The sequence below is a fragment of the Actinomadura miaoliensis genome, assembly GCF_039536785.1.
Classification (GTDB): domain Bacteria; phylum Actinomycetota; class Actinomycetes; order Streptosporangiales; family Streptosporangiaceae; genus Spirillospora; species Spirillospora miaoliensis.
Map to the genome: position 1 here is coordinate 152573 of NZ_BAAAZG010000016.1, position 15513 is coordinate 168085.

16 protein-coding genes are annotated in these 15513 nt (G+C 73.4%); 10 read left to right on the plus strand and 6 right to left on the minus strand.

The genetic code is table 11. The features are described 5' to 3' along the window. Positions 1-224 precede the first annotated feature (224 nt). Positions 225-1187: a LysR substrate-binding domain-containing protein gene (locus tag ABD811_RS13400; RefSeq protein ID WP_344946103.1), complete on the minus strand. Its 963-nt coding sequence runs from the start codon at positions 1185-1187 to the stop codon at positions 225-227. Between the two features lie 49 nt (positions 1188-1236). Here ABD811_RS13400 and ABD811_RS13405 point away from each other — a divergent pair, with 49 nt between their 5' ends. The 3 genes from ABD811_RS13405 to ABD811_RS13415 all read left to right on the plus strand — a co-directional run bounded on the left by ABD811_RS13405 (position 1237) and on the right by ABD811_RS13415 (position 4611). Next, positions 1237-1659, plus strand: a complete 423-nt coding sequence (locus ABD811_RS13405) for a hypothetical protein (protein WP_344946106.1) — start codon at positions 1237-1239, stop codon at positions 1657-1659. Next, complete coding sequence (locus ABD811_RS13410) at positions 1652-3265, plus strand: multicopper oxidase family protein (protein ID WP_344946109.1); 1614 nt, start codon at positions 1652-1654, stop codon at positions 3263-3265. Before ABD811_RS13405 ends, ABD811_RS13410 begins: the two co-directional genes overlap by 8 nt. Before the next feature lie 257 nt (positions 3266-3522). After that, positions 3523-4611, plus strand: coding sequence for an FAD-dependent oxidoreductase (locus ABD811_RS13415; protein WP_344946112.1), 1089 nt, complete (start codon positions 3523-3525; stop codon positions 4609-4611). A gap of 15 nt (positions 4612-4626) precedes the next feature. Here ABD811_RS13415 and ABD811_RS13420 read toward each other — a convergent pair whose 3' ends face one another. Then, positions 4627-4977, minus strand: a complete 351-nt coding sequence (locus ABD811_RS13420; RefSeq protein WP_344946115.1) for a MarR family winged helix-turn-helix transcriptional regulator — start codon at positions 4975-4977, stop codon at positions 4627-4629. Between the two features lie 24 nt (positions 4978-5001). Next, the gene (locus tag ABD811_RS13425; protein ID WP_344946118.1) at positions 5002-5205 is read right to left on the minus strand and encodes a hypothetical protein; all 204 of its coding nucleotides are present in this window, start codon (positions 5203-5205) and stop codon (positions 5002-5004) included. A gap of 192 nt (positions 5206-5397) precedes the next feature. Between ABD811_RS13425 and ABD811_RS13430 the strand changes: the two genes are divergently transcribed. From ABD811_RS13430 to sigJ, 3 genes are all read left to right on the plus strand, one after another. After that, the gene (locus ABD811_RS13430; RefSeq protein ID WP_344946121.1) at positions 5398-5625 is read left to right on the plus strand and encodes a hypothetical protein; all 228 of its coding nucleotides are present in this window, start codon (positions 5398-5400) and stop codon (positions 5623-5625) included. A gap of 63 nt (positions 5626-5688) precedes the next feature. Beyond that, positions 5689-6891, plus strand: a complete 1203-nt coding sequence (locus ABD811_RS13435; RefSeq protein WP_344946124.1) for a hypothetical protein — start codon at positions 5689-5691, stop codon at positions 6889-6891. A 90-nt stretch (positions 6892-6981) separates the two neighbouring features. Then, positions 6982-7869 carry an RNA polymerase sigma factor SigJ gene (sigJ, locus tag ABD811_RS13440; RefSeq protein ID WP_344946126.1) on the plus strand — a complete coding sequence of 296 codons (888 nt, stop codon included), beginning with the start codon at positions 6982-6984 and terminating at the stop codon, positions 7867-7869. A gap of 1 nt (position 7870) precedes the next feature. Here sigJ and ABD811_RS13445 read toward each other — a convergent pair whose 3' ends face one another. Both ABD811_RS13445 and ABD811_RS13450 read right to left on the minus strand, forming a co-directional pair. After that, positions 7871-9397 carry an MFS transporter gene (locus ABD811_RS13445; RefSeq protein WP_344946128.1) on the minus strand — a complete coding sequence of 509 codons (1527 nt, stop codon included), beginning with the start codon at positions 9395-9397 and terminating at the stop codon, positions 7871-7873. A gap of 323 nt (positions 9398-9720) precedes the next feature. Next, positions 9721-10080: an antibiotic biosynthesis monooxygenase gene (locus ABD811_RS13450; protein ID WP_344946131.1), complete on the minus strand. Its 360-nt coding sequence runs from the start codon at positions 10078-10080 to the stop codon at positions 9721-9723. 224 nt (positions 10081-10304) lie between these two features. Between ABD811_RS13450 and ABD811_RS13455 the strand changes: the two genes are divergently transcribed. Both ABD811_RS13455 and ABD811_RS13460 read left to right on the plus strand, forming a co-directional pair. Next, complete coding sequence (locus ABD811_RS13455; RefSeq protein ID WP_344946134.1) at positions 10305-10670, plus strand: YciI family protein; 366 nt, start codon at positions 10305-10307, stop codon at positions 10668-10670. Further along, positions 10667-11932, plus strand: a complete 1266-nt coding sequence (locus tag ABD811_RS13460) for an RNA polymerase sigma factor (protein WP_344946137.1) — start codon at positions 10667-10669, stop codon at positions 11930-11932. The genes ABD811_RS13455 and ABD811_RS13460 overlap by 4 nt, the downstream gene beginning before the upstream one ends. On the opposite strand, the gene ABD811_RS13465 is transcribed toward ABD811_RS13460, so the two are convergent. Next, the gene (locus ABD811_RS13465; protein WP_344946139.1) at positions 11904-13508 is read right to left on the minus strand and encodes a bis-aminopropyl spermidine synthase family protein; all 1605 of its coding nucleotides are present in this window, start codon (positions 13506-13508) and stop codon (positions 11904-11906) included. The genes ABD811_RS13460 and ABD811_RS13465 overlap by 29 nt on opposite strands. 107 nt (positions 13509-13615) lie before the next feature. Here ABD811_RS13465 and ABD811_RS13470 point away from each other — a divergent pair, with 107 nt between their 5' ends. Next, the gene (locus ABD811_RS13470) at positions 13616-14401 is read left to right on the plus strand and encodes an RNA ligase family protein (protein WP_344946142.1); all 786 of its coding nucleotides are present in this window, start codon (positions 13616-13618) and stop codon (positions 14399-14401) included. Next, a complete protein-coding gene (locus ABD811_RS13475) occupies positions 14388-15512 on the plus strand; it encodes an AAA family ATPase (protein ID WP_344946145.1) in 1125 nt (374 codons plus the stop codon). The genes ABD811_RS13470 and ABD811_RS13475 overlap by 14 nt, the downstream gene beginning before the upstream one ends. The last annotated feature ends 1 nt before the right edge of the window (position 15513 follow it).

The following is a 15513-nucleotide window of genomic DNA, read 5'->3' on the forward strand; positions in this document are numbered from 1 at the left end:
GCCTCGACCGGTGCTCCATGGGGGCGTGGGCGGCGGCGCCGCAGGTCGCGAAGCCGCCCCAGTTGTGTCCGATGACGACCGCGTGCCCGGTGCAGGGTGTTGGCGTCGGTGATCGGGTCGACGATGCGCATGTTGCCGTCCGGCGGGGTTGCGTGGGCGTGAAGCCCCGCGGCCTCATCGGAGCAGGACGACCCGGGGCGTGGCACGCCCACCCGTGGAGCTGATCACCGGCGTGCGTCTTGGGGTTCGCCGCTGCTCCAGTTCCATTGGGTGAGCGTGCTGCGCATCAACCGGGCGGCGGTGGACAGGTGGCTGTCGGCGCTCCAGTAGACGGTGACAGTACGACGGCAGCCGGGGCTGTCGACGGCGATCCAGGCGGCGGGGACGCCCGTGGCGCTGCGGCGGGCGAAGGCGGGGACGAGGCCGATGCCGAGTCCCGCGCTGATCAGCTCCGCGATGGCGCTGGGTTCGTCGCCTTCGCAGACGATGTTCGGGGTGAGGTCTCGTGCGGCGAAGAGCCGATCGAGCAGTCCGCGCAGCCAGTGCCCTTTGCGGGCGGTGATGAAGGGCTGGTCGGCGAGTTCGTCGATGGTCACGGACGTACGGCCCGCCAGCGGATGATCGAGTGTCGTGACCACCTCCACCGCCTCGTCGAACAGCCGTGCCGACTCCAGGCCTTCGGCGTGCAGCGGCTGCGAGGCGACGCACAGATCGACCTCTTGTGCGCGCAGGCGGCGGGCCATGTCCTCGGCCGGCGACCAGTAGAGCTCGATCTCGACGGAGGGATGGGCGCGCTTGTAGGCCGCCAGCGGCCCGGTGAGGGTGAGGAAGGTCTCCGACGCCAGTCTCACGGTGCCCAGGCCGCCGTTGGTGGCTTCGGCGACGGCGCGTCGTCCGGCCTCGAGTTCGCCGAGGGCCCGTTCGACGTGATCGCGGAAGAGCTTGCCCGTGTCGTTCAGCCGGAGCCGACCGCTCCGGTCGAACAGCGGTGTGCCCAGCTCGCTCTCCAACCGGGCGATGGTACGGCTCAGCGAGGGCTGGGCGATGTGAAGCTCGTCGGCTGCCCGGCTGAGGTGCTCCAGCCGCGCCACGACCAGGAACTGCTTGAGCGAGTTCAGCTCCATCATGCCTCCCGCGACATAACCCCATAGCAATATTGATCTTAGACAAGATAACTCAAAAGTCATAATCTCCGGGGGCGTTCACACATGGAGATCACAGTGAGGAGGATCCCTCATGGCCCCCAGCAGTCCGGGATCCGCTGCAGCGCGTCGGACAACGCCGACCGGGTGGGTCTTCCGGGCCGTCGTCAGCGCGCACGTGGTGGCGATCACCGGCCAGCCGGTGTTCGCCGGGGTGTATCTGACCGGCGACTTCGACAGCCTGCGCTGGCACGCGATGGGTGCCGACGTGGTCACCTCCGTCGGTTACGTGCAAGTGATCGCAGCGATCGCGGTATGGGTGCGGCTGCGTCAGCGCTGGCCGTTCCTGGGCACGATGGCGGTGGTGGCGGCCGAGACGGTGCAGTACTTCGCCGGACTGGACGGCGCGCTGTGGCTGCACATCCCGTTGGGAGTGATGACCATCGTCGCGCTCGTCGTGCAGTTCCTCGCCGTCTGGCGTCAGCCTCTGCTGCGACGGGAGGCCCGCGATGCGTGAGCACGAGGAGGGCCGCGGCCTGACCAGGCGGCGGATGCTCGGCGTCGGCGGGGCGCTCGGGCTGGTGGCGGCCGCCGGGCTGTCGACCTCGGCCGCGCTGGCCCGCCGACCGTCGATCACCGGTGCCGAGCTGCGCAGCGCCGTACCGCTGCCGCCGCCCTTCCAGGTGCCGCTGCCGATTCCCGCCGTGCTGAAGCCCGTCAGCACCTCGGGCGGCGCCGACCATTACGAGATCACCCAGCGCGAAGCCAGCGCGGAGATCCTGCCCGCCGTCAAAACGCCGCTATGGACGTACGGGGGCACCTTCCCGGGGCCGACCATCGAGTCACGCCGCGGCCGTCCGGTCACCATGACGCACCGCAACGAGCTGCCCCTGCCGACCGTCGTGCACCTGCACGGCGGACGCACCCCGGCAGCCTCCGACGGATACCCGACCGACCTCGTCCTGCCCGAAGGCTGGCACGACGCCGCCACGCACACGGGGCACGGCTCCGGGCATGGCATGCACGGCATGCACGATCCACGGGCCGTGGTGACCAAGCTGACGCGGGACTACACCTTCCCGCTGGACCAGCGGCCGACGCTGCTGTGGTACCACGACCACCGGATGGACTTCACCGCGCCCGCGATCTGGCGGGGCCTGGCCGGGCTGCACATCGTCCGCGACGACGCCGAGGACGATCTCGGCCTGCCCGCGGGGCCGCGTGAACTGCCCCTCATGATCGCCGACCGTGCGTTCGCCGCCGACGGCGGCCTCGCCTACCCCGCGCTCGACCCCACCCTGCGGGAGCGGCCGGGTGTCCGCGAGGCGTATATCGCCGGAGTCCTCGGCGACGTGATCCTGGTCAACGGCGCCCCGTGGCCCGTGCACGAGGTCGACGCGGCCCGGTACCGGCTGCGCGTCCTCAACGCCTCCAACGCCCGGCACTACGAGCTCGAAGCGGTCACCGACGACGGACGTCGGCTCGATCTCGTCCAGATCGGCGCCGACCAGGGACTGCTCGCCGCCCCGGTCACCCACGCGTCACTGCCGATCGCGCCCGCCGAACGCTACGACGTGATCGTCGACTTCTCCGGGGTCCCGATCGGCGGCCGCGTCAGGATCCTCAACCGGCTCGGCTCGGGCCGTACCCGCGACGTGATGGCCTTCCGCGTCGCACGCCGCGCCGCCGACGACAGCCGCATCCCCCGCACGCTCTCCCACGACCTGCCGGTCTGGAGACGGTCGGAGGCCGTCCGGGTGCGCGACTTCGCCTTCCGCGCCGGGCGCATGCGCGGCGACCATGGCTGGCTGATCGGCGGGCTGCCGTTCGATCCCGCCCGCTCGGATGTCACCACCCGTCTCGGCGACGTGGAAGTGTGGCGGCTGGTCGCCGACGTCCACCATCCCGTCCACCTGCACCTGGTCGGCTTCCGGGTGCTCTCGCGCAGCGGCAGGCCGCCGCTGCCGCACGACGCGGGCCTCAAGGACACCATCTCGCTCCGGCCGGGCGAAGCAGTGGAGATCATCACCCGTTTCGACGGCTACCGCGGCCGTTACCTCTTCCACTGCCACAACGCCGAACACGAGGACATGGGGATGATGGCCAACCTCGAGATCATCTAGAGGCGTCGCGTTGCTTTCCGCTCCCTCGCACGACCGTCATCACCCTCGTGCCCGCACCGCTCCACCACGGGCTGGGCGAACATTCGCGTCAGCCGTGGTGGGGCCGGCGACGGTGTTCCGGCCCGGGACAAGCCGCGTGACGTCTTCGGCGAGGCTTCTCACCGTGGCGGAGAACACCTCCGGGACGCACTCCGCCACATTGTCGTTCGCAGTGCGAACTAATATTGTTCGTTCTACGAACGAGATGTGGAGGAATCATGGGTGCTGTCGTTGCGGTCATCGGTGGAGGGTACGGGGGTGCGGCGGTCGCCAAGGCACTGGACGCCGAGACCGACGTGGTGTTGATCGAACCCAAGGACGCGTTCGTCCACAGTGCCGGAGCGTTGCGTGCGCTGGTGCGGCCCGATTGGGCGGGCAACATGTTCTTCCCGTATGACCGGCTGCTCCGGCGCGGCACGGTGGTCCGCGAGCGCGCGGTGTCGGTGGATCCGGGCGGTGTCACCCTGGCGTCGGGCGGACGTGTCGACGCCGATTTCGTCGTCCTGGCGTCCGGGTCCGGCTATCCCTTCCCCGCCAAGATGGACTCCGACTCGTCCGACGAGGGGCTGGCGCGGTTGCGGGCTGCGCATGACGAGCTCGCGGGTGCCCAGCGGGTGCTGATCGCCGGCGCCGGGCCGGTCGGGCTGGAGCTGGCGGGTGAGATCAAGGCGGTGTGGCCGGACAAGCACGTGGTGATCGTCGATCCGGCCGAGCGGCTGGTGGAGGGCTTCATGCCGGAGCTGCGTGAGGAGCTGCACCGCCAGCTCGACGCGCTGGGCGTGGAACTGAGGCTGGGTACCGCCCTGGCCGAGCAGCCGCCCGTCGAGCCGGGGCGCGCCAAGACGTTCGACGTCGCCACCACCGGCGGAGCGATCACGGCTGACATCTGGTTTCGCTGCTACGGGGTGCGGACCAACGCTGACTACCTGGCCGACGGCCGGGTCGCCGTGCGCACGCCGCAGGGGCGGGTCCGGGTGACCGAGACGCTCAACGTCGAAGGGCACGACCGGGTCTACGCGATCGGTGACGTCACCGATCTGGCCGAGGCCAAGATGGCGGCGAACGCGATGAAGCACGCCGAGGTCGTGGCGCAGAACATCATCGCCCAGGCGCGGGGTGAGCGGCCCACGGCCGTGTACCGGCCGTCTCCCGTCCCGGCGATCCTGTTGCCGCTGGGGCCGAACGGCGGCGTGGGGCAGGCTCCGTCGCCGGACGGTCCCAGCCTGCTGCCGGCCGAGGTGATCAGCGAGTACAAGGGCAGGGAACTGCTGGTCGGACGCTTCGCCGAGCTGTTCGGCACCGCCTGACACAACCCGGGGCGCTCAGCGGTCGGGCGAGGCGGAGGCTTCCTTCTCCCGGGGGAGGAAGACCTCCGGCACCTCGTTCTCCTCGACCAGGCGGCCGAGCAGGTCGGCGAGCGTGGCGCGGCCGGTGTCGTCGAGGCCGGACGCCAGGGCCTCGACGCGGCGGCAGGTCTCGGCGTAGAACTCCTCTGCCAGCCGCGCGCCCTCGGGGGTGAGTTCGACGCGGACCATCCGCCCGTCCTCTAGGGTCTGCGCGCGGCGCACCAGGCCGCGCTGGGCGCTGCGGTCCACCAGGCCGGTGAGGCTCGACTTGGCCAGCCCCAGCACCTGCCCCAGTTCCCTCATGCAGTACGGCCGCGCCATCAGCACGCACAACAGGGTTCGTGACGCGAACTACCTGACTAACGCGACAGCGAATTTTTTCGAAATGACGATGACGAAACGCGGACCGATGTTCGGCATCGGGTCGTAGATTCCGGTCAGCGGCCCGGACAGCAGATCCGGCTGGATCCCGTCCGCCTGCAGGGCCCCCGCCAGGGTCATCAGCTCAGCGGCGTTGCGTGCCAGCCGCTTCATCTCATGCATGGTGAGGGTCACTGGCTGCTCCAGGGCGGCCCGGGGTCGGTGGCCGTCACCGGCAGAGTGGATTCCGGGGCGGGCCGCGGGCTGGTTCAGTGAGCGGTACCGGTCGTCCCGGCCGGTCATCGACGAGGCGGCGGTGGCCGTGGGCCGCTCCCCGCCGACATCGCCACCGTCTACAACCTGCCGGGCGTCATCACCGACGCGCCGGTGCCGGTCACGCGCGACGGCGACGGCTGGTGGAGCGGCGGTTCGGTCGGGCAGTGGGCCGAGGAGCTCACCGGCGCGGTGCTGGAGCATGGCGCGGCCGGCTTCGTGTGCTTCCCGGCCGGCGGCACGCTGCGTGACGTGGCGCTGGGACGCTGGGCCAGGGAGATCGTCCCGGCGGTGCGTGAGGCCGTCGCCCAGTCCGGCCGGGGCGGGACGGGACGGCCGTGATCCCGGTACGCTCCTGGGTTTCCGCACGAGCTTGTTGACCAGAGCCTGGGGGGATGACGGGGCATGACCATCGGCTGGGACGCGGTCGCGGACGTCGACTGGACGCGTTTGTTCCACGCCTATGGCGCGGCGGGTGACACCCCGGGCCACCTGCGGGCGCTGACCGGCGGGGACGTCGCCGCGCGGGGCGCCGCGCTCGAACATCTGTGGAGCGCGGTGATCCACCAAGGGACGCCCTGGGCGGTGACGGCCCCGGCGGCGCTGGTGGTGGCCGGGCTGGTGGCGGATCCGGCGGCCGCCGCGCCGGCCGCCGAGGGCGAGGCCCCGCTACGGGCGCCGCTGCTGGAGTTTCTCGCAGAGGTCGCGGCGGCGGGCCAGCCCGATCTCGGCGACGACGAGCTCTCCGCGATCGCCCATCCGCCCGGCGTCGCCGAGGCGGAGATCCAGGCGGCGTGGAACGCGATGCTCGACGACGACGACACCGAGGCGCTGGCCGATGCCGCGGCCGACGCGATCATCGCGCGGGTGGTGCTGGAGATCCGGTCGGTGGCCCCGGTCCTGCTGCCGCCGGTCGAGGCGGCCATCGCCGACGACGATCCGCGTGTGCGGGTCACCGCGGCCGACGCGGCGGCGTCGCTGCTGGCCCTGCCCGGGCTGGGCGGCGGCCGCGGTCGGGTCGCCGCCCAGGTGGAGCAGGCCGCACGCCGCGCCGCCCACCGGGACGAGCGGGCCGCGCTCGTCCTGACGCTGGGGCACCTGGGGGTGGCGCCGCGCGAATTCCTGGCCGACCCGGACCCGGCGGTGCGCGCCTGCGCGGCGCTCGCCCCGGCGCTGGAGGACGACCCGGCGGCCGCGGCGGAACTGCTGACGGCGCTGCGCCGTCCGGCCGAGGCCGACGCGTGGTTCACCGACCGGCCCCCGCAGTTCGGCATGCAGGTGCGGTTCACCCTGCTGGACGCGGCGCTGCGCCGCGTCGGCGACTTCGAGCGGCTGCTGCCGCCGGCCCTCGCCATCGCCGAGATCACCAGCCCGTTCTGCGCCGACTCCGACTGGGGACGCCTGCTGGCCGCCGCGTTCCCCGACCCGGGCGATCCGCCCGCGCCGCCCGCCCGTCTCACCGACGCGCAGCGCGCCTACCTTCGCGCGCTGGTGGCCAACGAGAGCCTGTGGGACAGCAGGAACGGCAACGCCCATCTGGCGTTCAAGCGCGCCGGGCTGCCGCACGACCGCGACGCCTGCCGCCGTCTGGCCGAAGCGCCGTCCTGAACGTGCCCCCGGTCACATCGGCGCCCCGGTCACATCGGCGCCCCGGGATCCGTCATAGCGGTGACGAACCCGGTGAAGGAACTGTGAAGCATGGACGATCGTGATCTGCTGGCCGCCCGTTTCGAGGAGCACCGCGACCGCCTCAAGGCCGTCGCCTACCGCATGCTCGGCTCGCTCAGCGAGGCCGAGGACGCCGTGCAGGAGGCGTGGCTGCGGCTGAGCCGCACCGACGCCGACGAGGTGGCGAACCTGGGCGGCTGGCTGACCACGGTGGTCGGCCGGGTGTGCCTGGACATGCTGCGGTCGCGCACCTCGCGGCGTGAGGAGCCCTTGGAGCGGGGGCTGCCCGATCCGGTCGTCAGCCGCGCCGACGGGCTCGATCCCGAGCAGGAGGCGCTGGTGGCCGACGCGGTGGGGCTGGCGCTGCTGGTGGTGCTGCAGTCACTGGCGCCCGCCGAGCGGCTGGCGTTCGTGCTGCACGACATGTTCGGGGTGCCGTTCGAGGACATCGCCCCGATCGTGGACCGCACTCCGGCCGCGGCGCGCAAGCTGGCCAGCCGGGCGCGCGGCCGGGTGCGCGGTGCGGCCCCGGCGCCCGATCCGGACCCGCACCGCCAGCGTGCGGTCGTCGAGGCGTTCTCTGCGGCCGCGCGGGGCGGCGACTTCGAGGCGCTGCTCGCGGTGCTGGATCCGGACGTGGTGTTGCGGTGGGACGCCGGGCCGGCGGGCGCCGGCGTGCTGAACGTGATCCGCGGCGCCGCGACCGTGGCCCGGCAGGCGCTCACCTTCGCGCGGCTGGCCGAGTCCGCGCGTCCGGCGCTGGTGAACGGGGCGGCCGGGGCCGTGTCGACGCGCGACGGCCGCCCGTTCTCGGTGATGAGCTTCACGATCCGCGACGGGAGGATCGCCGCGCTGGACATCCTGGCCGACCCCGAGCGGCTGTCCGCGCTCGACCTGACCGTCCTGGACGCGTCGTGACCTACCGCTCGGGTCGTCCGGCGGGCGGGACGTGGCGCAGCGCCCGCGCCGCCACGACCGCCAGCACCAGCGCGATGACCAGGCAGGTCAGCGCCGCGGCGGCCATCCCGGCGGTGAAGGCGTCGCGCGCGGACGCCAGCAGCCGGTCGCCGACCGGCGCGGGCAGCCGCTCGGCGGCCGACACCGCGCCCGCCAGGGTGTCGCGGGCGTCCGCCGGGACGGCCTCGCCGAGCCGGTCACGGTAGACGGCGGTGCCTGCGCTGCCGAGCACGGCGACGCCCAGTGCCACGCCCAGTTCGGTGCTGGTCTCCCCCAGCGCCGACGCCGCGCCCGCCTTGTCCTGGGGGGCCGAGCCGACGACGAGGTCGGTGCCCAGCGCCGTGGCCGGGCTGGATCCCAGGAAGACCAGGGCGAGTCCGGCCACCACCGGCGGCGGCCCCCAGACCGCGTCGGCCTGGGCGAGCAGCAGGAACCCGGCCGCCGCGACCACCAGCCCGGCCGCGACGACATGCCCGGGACGCAGGCGCCGCGCGGCGATCGGGGCGACGAGGGATCCGACGCCGAGGGCGGCCGCGGCGGGCAGCAGCCACAGCCCGGCCGTCAGCGGCGAAAGCCCCTGGACCAGCTGCAGGTACTGCGCGGCGAACAGGTAGATGCCGCCGCCGACGGCCGCGCCGAACAGCAGGATCGTCAACGCGCCGGTCAACGCGCGGTCGCGAAACAGGCGCAGGTCCAGCATGGGGGCGGGCGACCGGCGCTGGCGCCGGACGAACGCCGCGCCCGCGACGACGCCGAGCACGACGGCCGCGACCACGGCGGGACGCGGCCCCTGGACGGGCAGCTCCTTGACGCCGTAGGTGATCGGCAGCGTGGTCGCCAGCGACAGCGCCACGGCGGCCGGGTCGAGCCGCCCGGCACCGGGCACGCGGTGCTCCGGCAGCAGGAAAGGCGCGGCGACCAGCAGCAACCCCATGACGGGCACGGCGAGCAGGAACACCGAGCCCCACCACAGGTGCCGCAGCATGACCCCGCCGACCACGGGGCCGAGCGCGAAACCGGCCGAGAACGTCAGGGCCCACAGGCCGACGGCGAGCCCGCGCTGGCGGGGGTCGCGGAACATCGTGCCGATCAGCGACAGCGTGGACGGCATGAGGGTGGCCCCAGCGACGCCCATGAGCGTCCGGGCGGCGATCAGCATCTCGGGACCGGTGGAGCAGGCGGCGGCGACGGAGGCGGCGCCGAACGCCGCCGCCCCGACCGTCAGCAGCCGGCGGCGGCCGACGCGGTCACCGAGCACCCCCATGGGAACGAGCAGCCCAGCGATCACGAAGCCGTAGACGTCGATGATCCACAGCATCTGGGTGGGGCCGGGCGCCAGGTCGGCGCCGAGCTGTGGCACCGCCAGGTGCAGGACGGAGGCGTCCAGGGACAGCAACAGGGTGGGCAGGGCCAGGACGGCCAGTCCGGCCCACTGCCGCGGGCCAGCGGACGACGACGCGGAAGACGCGGACGGAGCGTGCGCGCACACGGATTGACTCCAGGAAGACTCGACGCGATCAGACGCGATTCGACGAACGGAACCGAACGAGATCGCTTCGGCGTCGAGCACACGGCGTCAGGCGGGCCGTGTGGAGCGCGGCGGCACGGCGCGTCGCGCCGTCACCCGGGGCGGGTGCGGCGGGACGGGCGGAACGAGTCGATCAGGCCGTGGCGGGCCCGGACGCCGAAGCGAACGCGGAGACCACGCCGGAAACCATGATCGTCAAGATCGTCCTCCAGGGCCGCGGGCGGGAACGTCACGGTGACGCTGCCACGTCCGGCCCGCCCGCGCAAGCGGCTGCCGGCGGCGGCTCAGTCGACGCGCTGCGGCCCGGGTGCGACCTCGCGCACCACCACGTACCGGGGGTCGCCGCTCATCCGAGGCTCGGCCTTCCCGGACAACCCCTCCAGCGCGGCGCGGATGGCGGCCATGCGGCCCTCGGTGTCGGAGGTCGCCTCGAAGTGCCGGTAGTCCGCCTCGGTGGCCCAGTGCACGATGTTGTAGACGCGGGTGCCGTCGATGCTGACGTGGAAGCGGGCCGACCGGTAGCCGGGGTAGAACCGCACCCAGCGTTCCTGGATCTCGGCGAACGCCTCCACGAGTTCGCGCTGGGTCTCGGGCCCGTCCACGGTGTAGTCGATGATCGAGTAGAACCCGGGGTCGGTGCTCATGGTGTCGCTCCTCGTCAGGATCGCGGTCCGGATCGGTTGTCTGGATCGTGCAACCTCGACCGCGGTTGAGGGCAAGTTCTCGGAGACGCCGCCCCGGGTGGACGCCGAGAAATTTTTCGGCTGGGATGTCGAGCCCGGGCCGGCCGCTCCGACTCAAGGGGCGACGGTGCCCGTCCAGGGCGCCGGACAGCCCGCAACACGGAGACCGAGACCGGAGACCAGACATGAAGTATCTGCTGATGATCCACATGAACCCGGCGGCGTTCGACGCGCTGACCGAGGAGCAGCGCAACGAGATCATGAACGCGCACGAGCCGTTCCAGCGGGCGCTGAAGGAGTCCGGCGAGTTCGTCGGCACGCACGCCCTCGGCGACCCGTCCACCAGCGCGGTGGTGCGGGTGGAGGAGGGCGGGGCGACGGTGGTGACCGACGGCCCGTTCGCCGAGTCCAAGGAGCACCTGGCCGGGTTCTACGTGGTCGAGTGCGACAGCCGCGAGCGCGCCCTGGAGATCGCCGCGACGATGCCGGAGGCGCGGCTGCTGGGCGTGGAGGTGCGGCCGGTGGTGTTCTCCACCGGGGCGGACGTGTGACCGAGCCCGCCGCGGACGTCGAGGACCTGCTGCGCGAACTGGCGCCGCGGGTCCTCGGCCCGCTCGTGCGCCGCTACGGCGACTTCGGCGCCTGCGAGGACGCGGTGCAGGAGGCGCTGCTGGCCGCCGCCGTGCAGTGGCCGCGCGACGGCGTGCCCGCCAGCCCGCGCGGCTGGCTGATCACGGTGGCGGCGCGGCGGCTGACCGACCAGGTGCGCAGCGACCGGGCGCGGCGCGAACGGGAGGCCGCGGTCGCGGCGCTGCAGCCGCCGGACCGGTTCCTGGCGCCCGCCGCCGACGCCGGGTCCCCGGCCAGGCACGACGACACGCTGACGCTGCTGTTCCTGTGCTGCCATCCGGCGCTGTCGAAGGCGTCGCAGGTGGCGCTGACGCTGCGGGCCGTCGGGGGCCTGACCACCGCGCAGATCGCCCGCGCGTTCCTGGTGCCCGAGGCGACGATGGCGCAGCGCATCAGCCGCGCCAAGCAGCGGGTCCGGGCCGCCGGGGCGCGGTTCGCGATGCCCGGCGCGGCCGAGCGCGCCGAGCGGCTGCGGGCGGTGCTGCACGTGCTGTACCTGGTCTTCAACGAGGGGTACACCGCGACCGACGGCCCCGAGCTGCGGCGCCAGGAGCTCAGCGGCGAGGCGATCCGGCTGGCGCGGATGCTGCGGCGGCTGCTGCCGGACGACGGTGAGGTCGCGGGCCTGCTGGCGTTGATGCTGCTGACCGACGCGCGCCGCGCGGCCCGTACCGACGCCGACGGCGAGCTGGTGCCGCTGGCCGAGCAGGACCGCGGCCTGTGGGACCGGGACGCCGTCGCCGAGGGCACCGCGCTGATCGCCGAGGCGCTGTCGCGGTGCCCGCTGGGCCCGTACCAGCTGCAGGCCGCGATCGCCGCCGTGCACGCCGAGGCCGCACGTGCCGAGGACACCGACTGGCCGCAGATCCTGGGGTTGTACGACCTGCTGCAGACCATCGCGCCGGGCCCGATGGTCGCGCTCAACCACGCGGTGGCCATGGCGATGGCGCACGGTCCCGGCGCCGGGCTCGACCGGTTGAAGGCGTTGGAGGAGGACGGCCGCCTGTCCCGGCACCACCGGCTGCACGCGGTACGCGCGCACCTGCTGGAGATGGCCGGTGACGCCGACGGCGCCCGCGACTGCTACCGGACGGCGGCGCGGCTGACCACCAGCCTGGCCGAGCAGCGCTACCTGGAGCGCAAGGCCGGCGGTCTCACCCGGCCGCCGGCGCCGCGGCGGTGACCCCCGCCGCCGCACGCAGCGAGGCGCGGACGGCGTCGGGCAGCGCGCGCAGGCGGTGCGCCGGCAGCTCCAGCGGCGTGACGTCGTGGGCCCACGGCGCGGTGTCGGCGACCACGGTGCGCGCCTGCCGTTTGGTGAGGCCGTCGTGCAGGGCGATCAGCTGGTCGCGCCAGGCGTTGGCGATCTTCCCGTGCGCCCGGTCCATGATCGCGCGCAGGACGCGGGCCGCGTCGTCGTCCGGGGCGGGCGGTGTGCGCACCGCGTCCACCACCGGGCCGTGGGCGGTCAGCTCGTACACCGGTCGCAGCAGCGCGGCCGCGTCCGCCAGGTCGTCCGGCGGTTCGGCCAGGAACACCCGGACGTGCTCGGCGCGCGTGGCCAGCAGGGTGCGCACCAGCGCCGGTTCCAGTCCCGCGGGCAGCGCGACGGCGGCGTGCCGGACGGTCGCCGCGTACGGCTTGGCCAGCCAGGTCGTCAGCCGGGCCCTGGGCACGCCCGGGAGAACCTGCTTGGGCCAGTCCCCCACCAGCACGCCGGGCCGCAGGTCGGCCAGGTCGTCGGCGGTGAGCCGCAGCGCCGCCCGGGATTCGACGGCCTGCGGGCCCTGGGTGTAGATCGCGGCGCTGAACCGTTCGGCGCGGGCGGTGGCGGCGGGCAGGCTCTTGCCGGTGGGACGCAGCAGGTACAGGTCGGCGGCCGAGCCGATGGCCTCGGCGCCGAAGTACCGGTTGAAGTCGGGGTAGACGGCCTCGGTGACGAGGTTGAGGTCGCGCAGGGCGTTCTGGACCTTCAGCGCGAGCATGGGGGTGCGGTCGCTGGCCCCGTAGGCCAGCAGCACCCGGCCGTGCGCGTGGTCGCGGAGCCCCTCCAGCGCGCGGGCCACGAACAGCCCGACGCCCTCGGCGGTGTACGGCGGGTCGGTGACGGCCAGGTCGGCGTGGCCGGCGGCCGACGGCGGCAGGCCGAGACGCAGGTCGGCCCAGCGGGTCCGCACGTTGAGGCCGAGGTCGGCGGCGCTCGCGTCGATGTAGGCCAGGATGCGTTCGTCGACGTCCACGACGGTGGTCTCGACGTCGGGGTGGATCATGCCGACGGCCAGCGAGGTCAGGTCGTGGTCGCCCACGCACAGCAGCCGCGTGCCCGGCAGCCAGAACCGGGCGCCCAGCAGCAGCGCCCGGCGCACGACGGTGTCGGGCGTGGCGGCGACGTGGTCGAGGACGTGCCGGCCGCGCGGCGCCCGCCTGATGAGCGCGTCCATCCGCTCCACCACGGCGGCGTGCTCGGGCAGCAGGTGCGCCACCGGGTCGGCCGGTTCGAGGGGGCGGTGCCCGGTGCGCAGGGCCCCGGCGATCCGCTCGGCCTGCTCGGGCGTGAGGCGGAACCGGCCGTCGCCTGCGCGTTCCAGGGACAGCGCGGCCAGCAGGGACTCGACCGAGCGTCTGGGCGCGGCCGTTTCGCGGATCAGATCGGCCAGTGTCCACCATCGCCGGTCGGCCAGCAGGCTGAGCGCGGTGTGCGCCCGCCTGGGGTCCATGTCGGCGACGACCGGCAGCCCCGGTACTCCCCCTTCGCCCATCCGCAAATGCTATCGGCACGGTTCGAGCGGTCGCGGAGCCCCGCGGCGCGGCCCCGAGGGGGAAATTCGGTTGGTCGGCCGTCGCTGGGTCGGTTAGAACGGTCGGCATGATCCGCAAATATCCCCGTACTCCTCATATCGAGGGGTCCCGGCTGCAGCCCGGCGACCACGACGTGGCCGCCGTGCCGTTCCGGGAGATCGCCGGGCGGTACCTGGTGGTGGAGGAGAAGCTGGACGGGGCGAACGCGGGCATCAGCTTCGGTCCCGACGGGGAGCTGCGGTTGCAGAGCCGGGGGCATTTCCTGACCGGAGGGCCGCGGGAACGGCAGTTCGGGCCGCTCAAGGCGTGGGCGTCGTCGATGCAGCAGGTGCTGTGGCCGCGCCTGCGCGACCGTTACGTGCTGTACGGGGAGTGGCTGTACGCCAAGCACACCATGTTCTATGACGCGCTCCCCCACTATTTCTGCGAGTTCGACGTGCTCGACCAGGAGGACGGGACGTTCCTGTCCACGCAACGCCGCCGGGAACTGCTCGAGGGCACGCCCGTCGTGTCGGTGCCCGTCCTGCACACCGGGCCGTTGCAGCGGGTGTCGGAGCTGACGGCGTTGCTGGGGCCGTCCACGTGCCGTACGCCGCGCTGGAAGGACGCCCTGCGTGAGGCGGCGCTGGCGGGCGGCGCGGACCCCGGGCGGGTCGCGTCCGAGACCGACGGTTCCGAGTACATGGAGGGCCTCTACATCAAGGTCGAGGAGGACGGCCGTACCGTGGGCCGCTACAAGTGGGTGCGGCCCAGTTTCCTGACGACCATCCTGGACTCCGGCTCGCACTGGCAGGACCGTCCGATCGTCGCCAACGGCCTGGCCGACCCGGAGGTGATGTATGCGGGTCTTTGAGGAGCTGTGCCCGGCGCCGCCGCACTGGACGGTGCCGTGGCCGGAGATCCGTGAGGCGTTCGACTGGGTGCGCCGCATGGCGGGCGTCCCGCAGGACCCGGTGCACCACGGCGAGGGCGACGTCGAGACGCACACGCGGATGGCGTGCGAGGCGCTGGCCGAGCTGCCCGGATGGCGCGCCCGCCCGGCCGGCGAGCGGGTCCGGCTGTTCGCGGCCGTGCTGCTGCACGACGTGGCCAAGCCGCACTGCACGCAGATCGACGCCGACGGCCGCATCACCGCGCACGGGCATTCGCGGCGCGGTGACCTGATGGTGCGGCGGATCCTGTGGGAGCTGGGCGCACCGATCGCCTGGCGCGAGCACGTGGCGGCGCTGGTGCGTCACCACCAGGTGCCGTTCTGGGCGTTGGAGCGTCCCGACCTGCAGCCGATCGCCTTCCGGGCGAGCCTGCTGGCGCGCAACGACGACCTGGTGCTGCTGGCCACCGCCGACATCCTCGGCCGCGTCTGCGGCGACACCCGGGAGGTGCTGGACAACATCGCGCTGTACGAGGAGTACTGCGCCGAGCAGCGCTGCCTGGACCGGCCGCGCCGGTTCCCGTCCGACCACGCCCGGTTCTGGTACTTCCGCAAACCCGGCCGCGACCCCGACTACGCCGCCTACGACGACACGCGCGTGGACGTCACGGTGCTGTCGGGTCTGCCCGGGGTCGGCAAGAACCACTGGATCGACCGGCACCGTCCCGGCTGGCCGGTGGTGAGCCTGGACCGCCTGCGCGCGGAGCTGGGCGTGGACCCGGCCGGCGACCAGCGCCGGGTGGTGGCCGCGGCGCACGAGCAGGCCCGCGAGCACCTGCGTGCGGGCCGGTCGTTCGTGTGGAACGCCACCAACGTCTCGCGCATGCTGCGCGAGCAGTGCACCGGCCTGATCGCGGGGTACGGGGGCCGGATCGAGCTGGTGGCGCTGGAGGCGCCGCCGGACGTGCTGCGCGCACGCAACCGGGGCCGTCCCGCCCCGGTTCCCGACGCGGTGATCTCCCGGCTGGTGGACCGGTGGGAGACGCCCGACCCCACCGAGGCCCACCGGGTGCGCTGGCTGTCGACGGCGTAAG

Coding starts and splice junctions, on each gene's coding strand:
- ABD811_RS13400 (WP_344946103.1), bottom strand. CDS start 1,187: ATGACTTTTGAGTTATCTTGTCTAAGATCAATATTGCTATGGGGTTAT.
- ABD811_RS13405 (WP_344946106.1), top strand. CDS start 1,237: ATGGCCCCCAGCAGTCCGGGATCCGCTGCAGCGCGTCGGACAACGCCG.
- ABD811_RS13410 (WP_344946109.1), top strand. CDS start 1,652: ATGCGTGAGCACGAGGAGGGCCGCGGCCTGACCAGGCGGCGGATGCTC.
- ABD811_RS13415 (WP_344946112.1), top strand. CDS start 3,523: ATGGGTGCTGTCGTTGCGGTCATCGGTGGAGGGTACGGGGGTGCGGCG.
- ABD811_RS13435 (WP_344946124.1), top strand. CDS start 5,689: ATGACCATCGGCTGGGACGCGGTCGCGGACGTCGACTGGACGCGTTTG.
- sigJ (WP_344946126.1), top strand. CDS start 6,982: ATGGACGATCGTGATCTGCTGGCCGCCCGTTTCGAGGAGCACCGCGAC.
- ABD811_RS13450 (WP_344946131.1), bottom strand. CDS start 10,080: ATGAGCACCGACCCCGGGTTCTACTCGATCATCGACTACACCGTGGAC.
- ABD811_RS13455 (WP_344946134.1), top strand. CDS start 10,305: ATGAAGTATCTGCTGATGATCCACATGAACCCGGCGGCGTTCGACGCG.
- ABD811_RS13465 (WP_344946139.1), bottom strand. CDS start 13,508: ATGGGCGAAGGGGGAGTACCGGGGCTGCCGGTCGTCGCCGACATGGAC.
- ABD811_RS13470 (WP_344946142.1), top strand. CDS start 13,616: ATGATCCGCAAATATCCCCGTACTCCTCATATCGAGGGGTCCCGGCTG.
- ABD811_RS13475 (WP_344946145.1), top strand. CDS start 14,388: ATGCGGGTCTTTGAGGAGCTGTGCCCGGCGCCGCCGCACTGGACGGTG.